The sequence below is a fragment of the Aedoeadaptatus ivorii genome (genome assembly GCF_900638585.1).
In the GTDB taxonomy this organism is placed as follows: Bacteria; Bacillota; Clostridia; order Tissierellales; family Peptoniphilaceae; genus Aedoeadaptatus; species Aedoeadaptatus ivorii.
The window spans coordinates 660,244-674,860 of the sequence record NZ_LR134523.1; the positions used below are offsets into that span (position 1 = coordinate 660,244).

The 14,617-nt window shown below is 50.5% G+C and carries 13 protein-coding genes; 10 read left to right on the plus strand and 3 right to left on the minus strand.

Annotated elements, in window-relative coordinates; genetic code table 11:
* The first annotated feature begins 49 nt into the window (after nucleotides 1-49).
* The 10 genes from EL294_RS03295 to EL294_RS03340 all read left to right on the plus strand — a co-directional run bounded on the left by EL294_RS03295 (nucleotide 50) and on the right by EL294_RS03340 (nucleotide 9,409).
* Entirely contained in the window at nucleotides 50-508 is a 459-nt protein-coding gene (locus EL294_RS03295) for a glutathione peroxidase (protein ID WP_126465209.1), read from the plus strand.
* A 125-nt stretch (nucleotides 509-633) separates the two neighbouring features.
* Nucleotides 634-1,629, plus strand: coding sequence for a substrate-binding domain-containing protein (locus EL294_RS03300; RefSeq protein ID WP_371828956.1), 996 nt, complete (start codon nucleotides 634-636; stop codon nucleotides 1,627-1,629).
* Nucleotides 1,630-1,753: 124 nt separating this feature from the next.
* The gene (gene pstC, locus EL294_RS03305; protein ID WP_126465211.1) at nucleotides 1,754-2,611 is read left to right on the plus strand and encodes a phosphate ABC transporter permease subunit PstC; all 858 of its coding nucleotides are present in this window, start codon (nucleotides 1,754-1,756) and stop codon (nucleotides 2,609-2,611) included.
* Entirely contained in the window at nucleotides 2,611-3,432 is an 822-nt protein-coding gene (gene pstA / locus EL294_RS03310) for a phosphate ABC transporter permease PstA (protein WP_126465213.1), read from the plus strand. Before pstC ends, pstA begins: the two co-directional genes overlap by 1 nt.
* Nucleotides 3,433-4,191 (plus strand): phosphate ABC transporter ATP-binding protein PstB, encoded by a 759-nt coding sequence (gene pstB, locus EL294_RS03315; RefSeq protein ID WP_126465215.1) that lies wholly within the window; start codon nucleotides 3,433-3,435, stop codon nucleotides 4,189-4,191.
* 17 nt (nucleotides 4,192-4,208) lie between these two features.
* Entirely contained in the window at nucleotides 4,209-4,880 is a 672-nt protein-coding gene (gene phoU / locus EL294_RS03320; protein WP_126465216.1) for a phosphate signaling complex protein PhoU, read from the plus strand.
* Nucleotide 4,881: 1 nt separating this feature from the next.
* Nucleotides 4,882-5,559 (plus strand): response regulator transcription factor, encoded by a 678-nt coding sequence (locus EL294_RS03325; RefSeq protein ID WP_126465218.1) that lies wholly within the window; start codon nucleotides 4,882-4,884, stop codon nucleotides 5,557-5,559.
* A 113-nt stretch (nucleotides 5,560-5,672) separates the two neighbouring features.
* Nucleotides 5,673-7,277 carry a PAS domain-containing sensor histidine kinase gene (locus EL294_RS03330; protein WP_164715206.1) on the plus strand — a complete coding sequence of 535 codons (1,605 nt, stop codon included), beginning with the start codon at nucleotides 5,673-5,675 and terminating at the stop codon, nucleotides 7,275-7,277.
* Between the two features lie 42 nt (nucleotides 7,278-7,319).
* Nucleotides 7,320-8,000 carry a response regulator transcription factor gene (locus EL294_RS03335; protein WP_126465222.1) on the plus strand — a complete coding sequence of 227 codons (681 nt, stop codon included), beginning with the start codon at nucleotides 7,320-7,322 and terminating at the stop codon, nucleotides 7,998-8,000.
* On the plus strand, nucleotides 7,997-9,409 hold the full coding sequence (locus EL294_RS03340; protein WP_232006504.1) for a HAMP domain-containing sensor histidine kinase: 1,413 nt from the start codon (nucleotides 7,997-7,999) through the stop codon (nucleotides 9,407-9,409). Before EL294_RS03335 ends, EL294_RS03340 begins: the two co-directional genes overlap by 4 nt.
* A gap of 174 nt (nucleotides 9,410-9,583) precedes the next feature.
* On the opposite strand, the gene EL294_RS03345 is transcribed toward EL294_RS03340, so the two are convergent.
* From EL294_RS03345 to EL294_RS03350, 3 genes are all read right to left on the minus strand, one after another.
* On the minus strand, nucleotides 9,584-10,516 hold the full coding sequence (locus tag EL294_RS03345) for an IS3 family transposase (RefSeq protein ID WP_232006515.1): 933 nt from the start codon (nucleotides 10,514-10,516) through the stop codon (nucleotides 9,584-9,586).
* Nucleotides 10,429-11,010, minus strand: a complete 582-nt coding sequence (locus EL294_RS08015; protein WP_232006505.1) for a helix-turn-helix domain-containing protein — start codon at nucleotides 11,008-11,010, stop codon at nucleotides 10,429-10,431. The genes EL294_RS03345 and EL294_RS08015 overlap by 88 nt, the downstream gene beginning before the upstream one ends.
* An 88-nt stretch (nucleotides 11,011-11,098) precedes the next feature.
* On the minus strand, nucleotides 11,099-14,539 hold the full coding sequence (locus EL294_RS03350) for a pyruvate carboxylase (RefSeq protein WP_126465224.1): 3,441 nt from the start codon (nucleotides 14,537-14,539) through the stop codon (nucleotides 11,099-11,101).
* Nucleotides 14,540-14,617: the final 78 nt, after the last annotated feature.

The following is a 14,617-nucleotide window of genomic DNA, read 5'->3' on the forward strand; positions in this document are numbered from 1 at the left end:
TTGAGAATTGGGGAAAAATAGCGTATACTAGCCATTAAGGGGGGATAAAATGGACTTGTATTCGATTTCCGTAAAGGACATTTACGGACAGGAACAGACATTGGAAAAATATCGGGGTATGGTGATCTTGATCGTCAATACCGCGGGGGAATGCGGCTGTACGCATCAATACGAAGGACTCCAACGACTGTATGAGCGCTATCACGAGGACGGATTTGTCGTACTCGGCTTTCCCTGTAACCAGTTCGGGGGACAGGAGCCGGGGGACGAGAAGGAGATCCTGAACTTTGTGCAGACGGCCTATGGCGTCTCTTTTCCCATGTTTTCAAAAGTCGACGTGATCGGAAAACACGCCCATCCGCTGTTTCGCCATCTGACTGAAGGGGACGAGGCGATCCATTGGAACTTTGAGAAGTTTCTGATCGACCGCGACGGGAATCTGCAAAGTCGTTTCCCCGCCGATATGGAACCGAGGGACCTTGTCGACGATATCGACGAATTGATTTAATTATCACCAAACAATCACATTCCGGCCCGATGATTTACATTGAATTTACAATACTGACATACGAGTTTAATTGGTCTCGGATAGAATATAATCAGTGTGAAGAACTATGAATTAGGAGGATGAAGATGATCAATTTGAAAAACATTAAGTTGGCAGTAGGGGTATCCACCCTCGCTCTGACCCTTGTAGCTTGCGGTGGCGGACAAAACACAGCAGGCGGCAACGAAGGCGCCAATGCACCGACGAACAACACCCAACAAACCGAACAAACCCAAGAAAATAACGCGGCAACCACCGAAGAAGGCGAAAAGACCGCCGATGCCGGTGACCTCGAAAAATTGGGTCAAATCGCAGTTATCACCCGTGAAGAAGGTTCCGGTACCCGCGGCGCGTTTACCGAAATCGTAGGCCTTTTGGAAAAGAACGGCGACGAAGAAGTCGACAACACCACCCAAGGTGCCGCCGTACAAAACTCCACCAATGGCGTTATGACCACCGTTGCCGGTAACCAATCTGCAATCGGATACATCTCCTTGGGTTCCTTGAACGACACCGTAAAGGCCCTCAAGGTAGAAGGCGTAGAACCGACCGCAGAAACCATTCTCAGCGGAGAATACAAAATTGCTCGTCCCTTCCTGCTCGTAACCAAGGGCAAACCGGAAGACGGCAGCATCGAAGCGGATTTCCTCAAATTCGTCCTCTCCAAACAAGGACAAGAAGAAGTTGAAAAAGACGGCTACGTTAAGGTAGAAGGAACCGAAGAATACACCCCCGCCGACCTCAGCGGAGAAATCACCATTGCAGGTTCCACCTCCGTTACTCCCTTGATCGAAAAGTTGGCAGAAGCATATAAGAAATTAAATCCCAACGCCAACATTCAAATCCAATCCAACGGTTCTTCCGCAGGTATCACTGCAGCAGCTGAAGGCACCGCACAAATCGGTATGTCTTCCAGAGAACTGAAAGACGAAGAAAAATCCAAGGTAGAAGGTACTGTTTTGGCACAAGACGGTATCGCCGTTATCGTAAACAAAGACAACGGCTTGGAAGACATCAAAATGGATCAAATCAAGAGCATCTTCAAGGGCGAAACCCCCGCATGGGCTGACCTCGCAAAATAAGATGTATCTACCCAATAAAGCCGGTCCCGTAACGGGGCCGGCTTTATTTTACATAGACTTTACAAACAGTAGATCTTTCGATGACGCATAGTTGATATAGTAGCGGAAGTTAAGGAGGAAAATAATGCAATCGAAAACATTCGAAAAAATTTGGGAGATCGTGTTTCTGGCCTGCTCGCTGGTTTCGGTTCTCTCGATCATCGTGATCTGCTATTTTATTTTCGTGAATGGTGTTCCCTTCATTTTGAAGACGGGAATCGCCGAATTTATCTTCGGTTCCGAATGGCGACCCACGGCATCTCCCGCCAGCTTCGGGATCTTGCCCATGATCGCCGGATCGGTCTTCGTTACCATCGGATCGATCGTCGTCGGCGTACCGATCGGCGTCATGACCGCAATTTTTATGGCTTTTTATTGCCCCAAAAATATCTATAAGATTCTGAAGCCTGCGGTAAACCTGATGGCGGGGATCCCCTCTATTATCTACGGTTTCTTCGGCTTGATGGTCTTCGTACCCATCGTGCGCAGTTGGTGGGGCGGTACGGGGATGACCGTATTTACCGCGGCCGTCTTGTTGGGGATTATGATTCTGCCGACCATTATCGGCCTTTCCGAATCGTCACTGCGCTCGGTTCCCAAGTCCTATTACCAAGGGTCCATCGCCCTGGGCGCCACCCACGAACGGTCTTTGATGGGCGTCGTCGTGCCCGCCGCCAAGTCCGGGATTCTTGCGGCGGTTATTCTGGGGATCGGCCGCTCCATCGGGGAGACCATGGCGGTTATCATGATCGCCGGTAACCAGCCCATGATTCCCCAAAGCATCAAGCAGGGGACCCGTACGATGACCGCCAATATCGTACTGGAGATGGCCTATGCCACCGGCCCGCACCGGGATGCGCTGATCGCCACCGGCGTCGTGTTGTTTATCTTTATTCTGTTGATCAATGTGATCTTTAACGTCGTAAAAAGGAGGATGAAGTAATGAAAACTCGTTCCGGAATCGTGCGAGGACTCGTTCTCGGGAGTGCGTTTATTACTTTCGCCATCCTGATCGTACTCGTCGGCTATATTATTTTGAAGGGCGTACCGCATCTGAATGCTAAGATGTTTGAGCCCGTCTATACCACCGAAAATGTTTCGATGATGCCCGCTATCGTAACGACGCTGATCGTCGTCGTATTGTCTCTGCTCGTCGCCACTCCCTTGGGCGTATTTACCGGTTTCTACTTAGTGGAATACGCGAAAAAGGGCAGCAAAGTCGTCGAGATCATTCGACTGACCACGGAAACCCTCTCGGGCATTCCCTCGATCCTATACGGTCTGTTCGGGATGCTGTTTTTCAGTATCGCCCTTTCCTTGGGATACTCGATCCTATCCGGGGTATTTACCCTCGCGATCATGATCTTGCCCTTGATCATCCGCTCCACCGAGGAGGCCTTACTGGCGGTGGACAATAGCTTGAGAAACGGCTCTTTCGCCCTGGGCGCGGGCAAGCTGCGCACCATTATTCGCGTGGTTCTGCCGGTCGCGACGCCGGGTATCCTCTCCGGGGTAATCCTCGCCATCGGCCGATGCGTCGGCGAGACGGCGGCGCTTATGTTTACGCTGGGTACGACCACGGATATGCCGAAGAGCCTCTTGTCTTCGGGCCGTACCCTATCGCTGCACATGTACGTTCTGTCTACGGAAGGGCTGTTCGTCAACGAGGCCTTTGCAACGGGTTTTGTGTTGATCGTCGTCACCCTTTTGATTAACGGCTTAAGTACCTATATCGGAAACAAATTAGCAGGAGGAAACAATTAAATGGAAGATACAAAAATTCTCGTTCAAGACGTCGATCTTTGGTACGGTGATTTTCAAGCGCTGAAAAAGATCAACTTGGATATTAAAGACAAAGAGATCACCGCATTTATCGGACCCTCGGGTTGCGGCAAGTCGACGATGCTGAAATGCTTAAACCGCATGAACGACTTGGTAGAAAACTGCCGCATCGAAGGCACCATGACCTTAGACGGAAAGGACATCTACGCGCCTTCCTATGACGTAAACCAATTGCGTAAAAACGTCGGCATGGTATTCCAAAACCCGAACCCGTTCCCCATGAGCATTTACGACAATATCGCTTACGGCCCCCGTACCCACGGTATTACCTCCAAGAAAAAGCTCGACGAAATCGTAGAGCGCTCCCTGCGCGGCGGCGCCATTTGGGACGAAGTCAAAGATAAGTTGCAACAGAAGGCAACGGAAGTCTCCGGTGGACAACAACAGCGGATCTGCATTGCCCGCGCTTTGGCGGTCGAACCCGAAGTGTTGCTGATGGACGAACCTACCTCCGCATTGGACCCGATTTCCACTTTGAAGATCGAAGAACTTGTTCAAGAGCTGAAAAAAGAATATACTATCGTTATGGTAACGCACAATATGCAACAAGCTGCTCGGGTATCCGACAAGACCGCATTTTTCCTTACCGGTGAGGTCATCGAAATGGACGCTACGGAAAAGATTTTTGCGAACCCGCAAGACGAACGTACGGAGGACTATATCACCGGCCGTTTCGGTTAATCAGAAGGAGGTTAACAATGCGCAAACAGTACGACATTGAATTGAGCGAACTCAACACCAATCTAATAGAGATGGCGGCCTATGTGGAACGCGCCGTCGCCGATTCTCTGCAAGCGTTAAAAGACAGAGATAAGGAACTCGCCGTAGAGGTATCCAGAAACGATCGCTCCGTCAACCGCATGGAACGCAAGATCGAAGATATGTGTCTGATGCTCTTGTTGCGTCAACAACCCGTCGCGGGAGACCTGCGTTTTATCTCTGCCGCACTTAAGATCATCACGGACTTGGAGCGCATCGGCGATCACGCGCAAGACATCTGCGAGATCTCCCTCTCTATGGACGACAAGCCCTTGGCGGTTACGCCCGATACCATCGACAAGATGTATGAAGAGTCCTCGACCATGATCAAAATGGCGATCGACGCGTTTATAACCAAGGACGAAGATTTGGCGAGACAATGTATCGCCCACGACAATATCGTCGACTCTCTCTTCGTCGATACCAGAAACACCATCGTAGAGGCGCTTCAGGCAAAGCAAGGAGACGCCGAAGAACTGATCGACCTGCTCCAGATCGCAAAGTATCTCGAACGGGTCGGCGATCACGCACAAAACATCGGCGAATGGGTCATTTTCTCCATTACCGGACACCATAGGGATTATCTCGGCGTAGAAACCTTCGGTGTGTAAGATGATCTATTGTGTAGAAGATGAAGCGAACATTCGTGATCTGATCGTCTATGCCTTAAAAAACAACGATCACGAAGTGCAGGGTTTCGCCAGCGGAGAGGAACTCTTCGAGGCGATGCAGATCGAACTGCCTTCGCTTATACTATTGGATATTATGCTGCCGGGAGAAGACGGACTGCAAATTCTGGAGCATATTCGGGAAAACGAGCAGACGGAAGACATCCCCGTTATTATGTTGACGGCGAAGTCCTCCGAACTCGACAAAATCGTCGGCCTGGACAAAGGCGCCGACGACTACATCGTAAAGCCCTTCAGCGTCTTGGAACTGATCGCCCGGGTCAAAGCGGTGCTGCGCCGCGCGCAACCGCGAAAGATGCACCACGATATGGTGGACATCGACGGGGTCAGCATCGACAATCAACAGCGTTCGGTGACGGTAGATGGGGAAGAGATCAACTTGACCTTTAAAGAGTTCGAATTGTTGTTGTATCTGTTCCAAAACAAAAATATCGTCCTGAATCGAGAAAAGATCATGACCCATGTGTGGGGCTATGATTTTGAAGGGGAGTCCCGAACCGTCGACGTGCATATCGCCTCTCTCAGGCAGAAGCTAAAAGAAAAAGCGTATCTGATCGAGACGGTCCGCAATATCGGTTATAAAGTAGGTAGCAAACAATGAAAGAGCGGATCCGATGGTTTAGTATCGTGATCGCGTTTTTCATAGTCTTCATATTTCAAATTTCTGTATCCCTCGAGAGTAACAATCGAGGGATACGTTTTAGAGAAGAAGGGGTGGAGTTTCTAGCCGATTCTTTGGAAGCCGTACACTCTTCCGACGAGAGAATCGGCATCTTGAAACGTCGAGAAAAACACGATCGCGATATTCTGAATATATATGTCAGCCCCTCCGAAGAAATCTTGTATAGCAGCAGTTTTCGGTCGAAGGCGGAAAAGGCCTTGCAGTACGTCAAAGAGAACCCGCAGTTATTGGAACCGAAGGACGCGAAGGGCCTGTATAAATCCGGTTTTTTGAACAACGAATACGTTGAAGCCCGAAATTACGATGACGGCTCTATGTTTATCGGCGTATTTCGAGCGGAATCCATGGTCTCCACTGCCTTACATCACTTTTCCTATACCGTGCTCGCCGGTTTGGTCGGTGCGTTTTTGTTGTATGTGGTGCTGAATCACTTCGTCGAGCAACACCAGGAAGAGACGCGCTACTTTTTGCAAAATTCCAAAAAATACGTGCAGGATCCGGATTATAAGATGGAGCTGAAGGCGCTCGTCAAGGAATACGAGCCGACGCTCGCAAAAGAAGCCGGCGAACTGCGCGAGCACTTGGATCAGCTGAATTCGCGTCTGACCGGCTTAAACGACATGGTCGACAATATGATGGAGGGGGTCATCCTCGTCGGAAAGGACCGGAAAATCATCTCTATCAACGAGTCGGCGATCAAGCTCTTGAACGCTTCGATCCACATCAATTACAAGGGCAAGGACCTATTATATCTCTGCCGGGCGATGGAATTTTACCGCGCCTTTACCCATGCCTTCGACCGCGCCAAGGACGAGATCCGAAAGATCGAGCTGGACGGTACGATCATCAAATTTTTCTTCGACCCCGTCTTTAACGAAAAGGGCGAGTTTTACGGCATGATGCTCTTGATGATCGACGAAACCCAGCAAACCCTCGCGGAGCGGAGTCGGCGCGAATTTACCTCCAATGTCACCCACGAACTCAAGACGCCCTTGACCTCGATTCGCGGCTATGCGGAGCTATTGCGCACCGGCGCCGTGGCAGAGGCGGATGTGAACCGCTTCCTCGATATAATTCTCGACGAGTCGCAAAAACTCTTTGAACTCATCGACGCGGTCATTTCCATGTCCCGCTTGGAAGAGAAGAACCGAATCGAAGAGTATCGGGTGACCAATCTCGAACTCTTGGTGCGGGAAGTGCTGCGTTCTTACCAGCCGGATTTCGAAGAGAAGGAACTGCGCGTCCAGCTGCGTGCCGATATGGACAGCAAGCTCTATACCCATCCGGAACTGATGAAGGAATTGATCACCAATCTCGTCGATAACGCCACATCCTACAATGTGCAGAGGGGCGAAATCAATATCGACCTGGATGGTTCCGATCCGGAAATGTTTAAGATCGTGATCCAAGATACGGGGATCGGCATCTCTTACGACCACCAAAAGCGAATTTTTGAACGTTTTTATATGGTCGACAAATCCCGGTCTTACAATAAGAAATCGACTGGTCTGGGTCTCGCCATCGTCAAACACAATGTCGAGAGCCTGAAAGGCACCATCGAATTGAACTCGCAGATCCATCACGGCACCGTCTTTGTATTGAAATTTCCCAGAAACGGTCTTTCCTCTACACAATAATTTCACGAAGAGATTATAGTATAATGGGAGTGGAGGATGCCTATGTTTAAAATTTTGGTAGTGGACGACGAAGAAAAAATCCGCGAGGTCATTCGAACCTACGCGGAATTTGACGGACATGAGGTGGTCGAAGCCGCCGACGGTCTGGAAGCGGTGGAGATCTGTCAAAACGAGGACTTCGACGTGATCGTCATGGACATTATGATGCCCAGACTCGACGGCTTTAGCGCCTATAAAGAAATCAGAAAAGAGAAGGACATTCCCGTCCTCATGCTCAGCGCCAGGGGCGAAGAGTACGACAAGCTCTACGGGTTTGAGATCGGCATCGACGATTACGTCGTAAAGCCGTTTTCGCCCAAGGAGCTGATGGCGCGGCTCCAGGTCATCGTAAAGAGAAACAACAATATTTCACAAAACCACACCCTGGACTTCCAAGGGGTTTCCATCGACTTGGACGGCAGAGAAGTCTATGTCGACGAAGAGGCGGTGGAGATGACCCCAAAGGAATTCGACCTATTGGTGTTTATCGCCCAAAACGAGAACATAGCCTTGAGCAGAGAAAAGCTGTTGAATAAGGTATGGGGATACGATTTTTACGGCGACGACCGCACGGTGGATACCCACATTAAAATGTTGCGCAACAGCTTGGGGCCGTACAGAAACTACATCGTTACCGTCCGCGGCGTGGGCTATAAATTTGTCGGGGAAAGCGGGATCGAGTGAAAAGACGAGGCTATCCGGACGACAAGAGCATACGCGTAAAGTTTTGGCTGTACTTTTCCGGTATGGCCGTCTTTATATTGGTGCTTTTATGGCTTTTGCAGATAGTCCTGATCAATTCCTTTTACGAATCCATGAAGATTCGCGATACCGAAAAGGTGGGGCGCATCGTCACCGCGGCATTCGGCAAGGACAATTTTGAGGAGACGCTGTTAAAATACAGCTTCGAAAAAAACCTGAGCCTCCAAGTCTATAACGAAGAAGGCGGCCTCGTCTTTCCGCTGAATCCCTTGGACTATATCTACCAGCCGATGATCAGCAGCGAGGACTTTTTCACCTACTTTATGCCGCTCTTGCGAAACAATGTGTCCGAAAAGACCTATGTCAAAGAGTATCAGGGCGAGGAATCGTCCTCGATTCTCTATGTCTCGTATTTGGGCGAGGAGGCGGGGGATAAGTTTTTCCTCGCCGCGGCGACCAATGTGGACCCGGTGGAGTCGACGGTGGACATCCTAAAAAACCAGCTGATCATCGTCAGCATTATTTCTATGATCGTCGCCTTCGGGCTTTCGTTTTATCTCAGTGCGCGGCTGGCAAAGCCCCTTTCGGATATGGCGAAGACCGCGCGCGCCTTGGGCCAGGGGAACTACGACGTCAAGTTTCGGCCGCAGGCCTACACCGAAATCAACGACCTGGCGAACACGTTGAACTACGCCACCGGCGAATTGACCGGGGCGCTCGAGATGCGCAAAGACCTTATCGCCAATGTGAGCCACGACTTTAAGACGCCGCTTACGGTCATCAAATCTTATGGCGAGATGATTCGAGATATTTCCGGCGACGACAAGGCACTGCGGGAAAAGCACATCCAGACGATTTTGGAAGAAGCGGACTATCTCACCGACTTCGTCAACGATCTTTTGGATCTTTCCAGAGTAGAGTCGGGCCTAAGCGAACTCGTCATCGAACCCTTGGACCTCAGGAATTTGACCGAGGAGGTACTGGAGCGATTCCGCCATCTGAAAGACAAAGGATACGTCTTTGCCGTCCACGGCGATGCCACCATAGAAGCCGACCGGAGCAAGATCCGCCAAGTGATCTATAATTTTATATCCAACGGTATCAACTATTCGAAAGACAAAAAGCGAATCGACATCTATATCGTCGACGACGGCGAGCGCGTCAGCTATGTGGTGCGCGACTACGGAAAGGGCATTGCCCCCGAGGACATCGATGCGATCTGGGAACGGTACTACCGCGGCAGAGACCATCACGAACGACAAGTCGTGGGCACCGGCCTGGGCCTTTCCATCTGCAAGAATATACTGGAACTCCACGGCTTCGCCTACGGCGTAAAGTCCAAGCTCGGCGAAGGAAGCAGCTTCTACTTCCAATCTGAAAACAAGGCATAAAGCCCGAACAAGACCCCCGAACATATAGGTAGTAAAAGAGGAGGGCAACAAAAAGAAAAACTCTGCCTTTGAAATTAGGGCATAAAAAATAGCGGCTTCTATGTAGAGTGACCCCATAAAGTTGGACCAAATCGAGTAAGTAGATTTTACTTACTCGATTTTGTTTTACATATTTTACGATGCCGGCTTCTTGTTTTCTCGATATTGTCTCGGACTTAGCCCCCCTAACTTTTCCTTGATTCTATTCTCGTTGTAGTAAACGATGAAATTCTTGATTGCCAGAACCAACTCGCTACGACTTGTATAGACATAGCCGTCATAGATCTCGCGTTTCAGAATGCTAAAGAAGTTTTCCATGGGCGCATTGTCGTAGCAGTTCCCTTTGCGAGACATGCTTTGGAATATATGATGTTTCTCTAGCATGGCTTGATAGGTTTTCATCTGGTACCCCCAACTTTGATCGGAATGAAAGGTCCGCCGATAGGGGCAATTCTCTGATTGCCGAATGGCTTCTTCGAGGCCTCTTAGCATGCTTACTCCATTTGGTCGATCCGAGAGGGTGTAGCTGATGATTTCCAAGTTAAACATATCCAAGTAAGGATCGAGATACAGTTTTTTCATTTGCATTTTTCCATGCGTATCTTCTTCGTAGTATTTAAATTCTGTCGTGTCCGTGGTGATTTTTTGATACGGAATGTTGGTTTCAAACCGGCGATTGATTCGATTCTTTTTGATTTTCCCGATCGTCCCTTTGTACGAACTATATTTCTTGAATTTTCGGCCGTAGGAACGGACTTGCAGACCCAGTTGCTGGACAAGACGTTGCACTTTTTTCTTATTGATTGTCCATCCGCGGTTTTTCAATTCAAGATGAATCCTTCTATATCCATAATCTTTATGCGCTTTTCGAATAGACTGTATTTCTGCTTTTAGATCCGCATCTTTGTCTTTTTCCGCCCATTTCTTTTGCCAGTACATAAACGTAGACTTTGGAAAACGCACCGCGGCCAGGATCTCTGTTAGCGGGAATTGTTCTCGGAGTTTGGCGACGATCCTCGCCTTTTGCGCATTGCTTCTTTCCTCTCCAAACTCCTTAGCTGTTCCCAGAACATTTTTTGAATGGTCAACCGACGATTTTCTGCTTCTAGCTCTTGGATCCGATTCTCCAATTCTTCTCGCGTAGCTGTGTCCATTACTTCCGGTTTGGAAGACGGGGATGGTTGATCCGGATTTTTCTTATCTTTCATAGGTTTACCTTGCTTTTTAGGGCGCAGACCATCGATGCCTTGCTCTCGATATTGTCTCCGCCAATTCGCAATGAGGCTGGGATTCGTGAGGCCGAGCAAGAGAGCAAGTTCTTGATAGCTGCATTCACTCATTTCGTAGCGTGTAATGGCTTCTAATTTAAACTCTACACTGTACGAACGCTGATTTCTAGACCGTACCAACCCTTCATCACCAAAATGTTGGAAATTCTTGACCCACCTACAAATTATGCAATTATCTATGCCGTACTTGTTTTCGAGCTGCGAATAGCTTGTTTTTCCGCTTAGATATTCATCCACAATCCTACGTTTCAATTCATAACTGTATTTTGCCATAAAAAGACCCCCAATAGTTGGTTTCATACGTCCAACTTTTGGGGGTCAGTGCAATGGCCGCTATTTTTGTGTCTTTAATATTCTGTTCTTATTGTTCCGCCAGTTCAATCAAGAGTTGACCGCTTTCTACGGCATCGCCGGCCGCGACGTAGATGTTTTCTACGACGCCGGATTGGGGGGCGATGACGTTGGTTTCCATCTTCATGGCTTCGAGTACCATCAGGGGCTGCGATTCTTTTACGGTTTCGCCGATGGCTACATTTACCTTGACGACGGTGCCGGGAATAGAGGCGCCGACCTCGAGGAGATTGTTTTCGTCGGCCATTATGGTGCCGCTGCCGCCGGTGGTGGGCATGGGACGGGTATGGTCTTCGATATTGATGCTGCGGCGGGAGCCGTTGATCTCGAAGGTGAGGGTACGGGTGCCGTCCTCTTTGAGCTTGCCAATTTCTACGAGGGTGACGATCATGGTCTGTCCTTCGCTGACGGCGATTTCTGCGGTTTCACCTTCTTTTAAGCCGTGGAAGAACACGTCGCTGCCCATGCGCCAGAGTTCGTCGTATTTGGCGTAGTTCTTGGCAAATTCTTCAAATACCTTCGGGTACAGCGAGTAGCTGGTAAGGTCTCTCTCTTCGGGTTCTCGATGCATAATCGTGCGCAAGTACTCACGATCCGCTTCGTAGTCTTCGTCCTCTAAGAGGAGACCGGGGCGGACGGTGATGGGCTTTTCGTCTTTGAGCACGATTTTTTGCAGGCGTTCGGGGAAGCCGCCGTAGGGTTGTCCCATCATACCCTTAAAGTAGGTGACGACCGAGTCGGGATAGTCCATGCTCGCGCCTTTTTCGTAGATATTTTGCGGCGTGAGTCCGTTTTGGACCATAAAGATCGACATATCGCCGACCATCTTCGAGGACGGGGTGACCTTGATAATGTCGCCGACCATTTCGTTGACGGCTTTATACATTTCTTTGACTTCGTGGAATTTGTGGCCCAAGCCGAAGCTTTCCACCTGCGGCTTGAGATTCGAGTACTGACCGCCGGGGATCTCGTATTTGTAGATCTCGGTGGTGCCGCTCTTCAGATCCGATTCGAAGTTGGCATAGACCGGGCGCACCGCCGACCAATAATTGGAGATCCGGTCGACTTTTTCGAGGTCGCTGCCGGTCTTACGGGAGGTGTTTTCCAGTGCCGCGACCACCGAGTTGAGTGCCGGCTGCGAGGTGAGCCCGCTCATGGAATCGATGGCGGTATCGGCGATGTCGACTCCGGATTCCGCCGCCATGAGGATGGTGGCTACGCCGTTTCCGGTGGTGTCGTGGGTGTGGAGGTGAATGGGGACGGCCACTTCGTTTTTCAGCGCGCGAACGAGTTTTTGTGCCGCGTAGGGCTTTAATAGGCCGCTCATGTCCTTAATGCCGATAATGTGGCAGCCGGTTTTTTCCAGTTCCTTCGCCAAATCGACATAGTATTGGAGGCTGTATTTGTCCCGGCTTTCATCTAATATATCGCCGGTATAGCACATGGTGCCCTCGGCGATTTTTCCGTTTGCGATGGTCTCTTCGACGGCGAGGCGCATGCCTTCGATCCAGTTGAGGGAGTCGAAGATGCGGAAGACGTCGATGCCGAATTCGGCGGATTCCTTGATAAACTTTTTCACCACATTGTCGGGATAGTTTTTGTACCCGACGGTGTTGTTGCCCCGCACCAACATCTGCATCAGCAGATTGGGCATGGCTTCGCGCAACAGATCGAGCCGCTCCCAGGGGTCTTCGTGGAGGAAGCGGTAGGCGACGTCGAAGGTGGCACCGCCCCACATTTCCATACTGAACAGATCGCGCATATTGTAGTTCATCGCCTTGGCGATCTTTAAGAGGTCGATGGTGCGCACGCGCGTCGCCATTAAGGATTGATGGGCATCGCGCATGGTGGTGTCGGTCAAGAGCAGACGCTTTTGATCCAAAATCCATTGGGAGAATTTGTCGGCGCCCAATTCGTCGAAGATCTGCTTGGAGCCGCGGTAGTCGGTCTCTTCGAATTCCGGCACCACGGGCACGTCGAAAGAAGTGTTTGCGGTGGTCTTGTCGTTGACGACGATATTGCCGATGTATTCCATCAACCGCATTTCCTTATCCGTAGAGGTGTTGATATTAAACAGCTCGGGATGTTCGGCGATAAAGCCGGTGTCGCAGCTGCCGTTTCGGAATTCTTCGGAGTTGAGTACGTTCAGCAAAAAGCCGATATTGGTCTTTACGCCCGAGACGCGCAGTTCGCGCAGGGAGCGGATGGATTTGTTGACGGTGTCGTTCCAGGTTCTGCCTTGGGTGATGACCTTTACCAACAGGGAATCGTAGTAGGGGCTGATAATCGCGCCCTGGAAGCCGTTGCCCCCGTCGAGACGCACGCCGAAGCCGGAGGAGGAGCGGTAGAGGGAAATCTGACCGGTATCCGGGGCGAAGTTGTTGAGCGGGTCTTCGGTGGTGACGCGACATTGAATCGAATAGCCGCGCAGTTCTACCGAATCCTGGGAGGGGATGTCGATCTCGGGATCGGCGAGGGCATGGCCCTGGGCGATCTGGATCTGCGCCTGAATGATGTCGATGCCGGTGACCATTTCGGTGACGGTGTGCTCGACCTGAATGCGGGGATTGACCTCGATAAAATAGTGATTGCTCGCGCTGTCGACCAAAAATTCCACCGTACCCGCGGAACGATAGCCCAATGTCTTGGTAATCTTTAAGGCGTCGTCGCAGATTTTTTGACGCAGATCGTCGGGCACGGAAAACGCCGGGGTAAATTCGATGACCTTTTGGTGTCGGCGCTGAATGGAGCAGTCGCGCTCAAACAAATGTACGACATTGCCGTAGAGGTCGCCGAGGACCTGTACCTCGATGTGCTTCGGGCGGTCGAGGTATTTTTCGATAAACATGGAGTCGTTTCCGAAGGCCTTTTTCGCCTCGCTCTTTGCCGAGTGGAACTGGTCCAACAGTTCTTCTTCGCTGCGGACGACGCGCATGCCGCGACCGCCGCCGCCGGCCGCCGCCTTGATCATAACGGGGTATCCCGCCTGTGCGGCAAATTCCAGCGCCTCTTGGTCGGTGCGGATCGGTTCTTCGACGCCGGGAATGGTCTGTACCCCGGCTTCTCTGGCGATGATCTTTGACGAGATCTTGTCGCCGAGTTTGCGCATGGTGTCGGGGCTCGGGCCGATAAAGGTGATGCCCGCCTCCTCACATTTTTGTGCAAAATCCGGATTCTCCGCCAAAAAGCCGTAGCCCGGGTGGATGGCGTCCACGCCCTTATTCTGCGCCAGTTGGATAATCTCGTCGATATCCAAGTATGCATCGACCGGGTTTTTGTCCTTGCCGATCAAATAGGATTCGTCGGCCTTGGTGCGGAACAACGAAAGACTGTCCTCTTCGGAATATATAGCAACCGAACGGATGCCCAGTTCTCGACATGCGCGGAAAATGCGTATGGCGATCTCGCCGCGGTTGGCGACGAGAATCCGTTTAAACTTTTTCGTTTCCATGGAAACCTCCTTTAATATTCATCTATATATTATATCTCTTTTTTGGAATTTTATGCAATAGAGGGCAAAAGAAGGTCG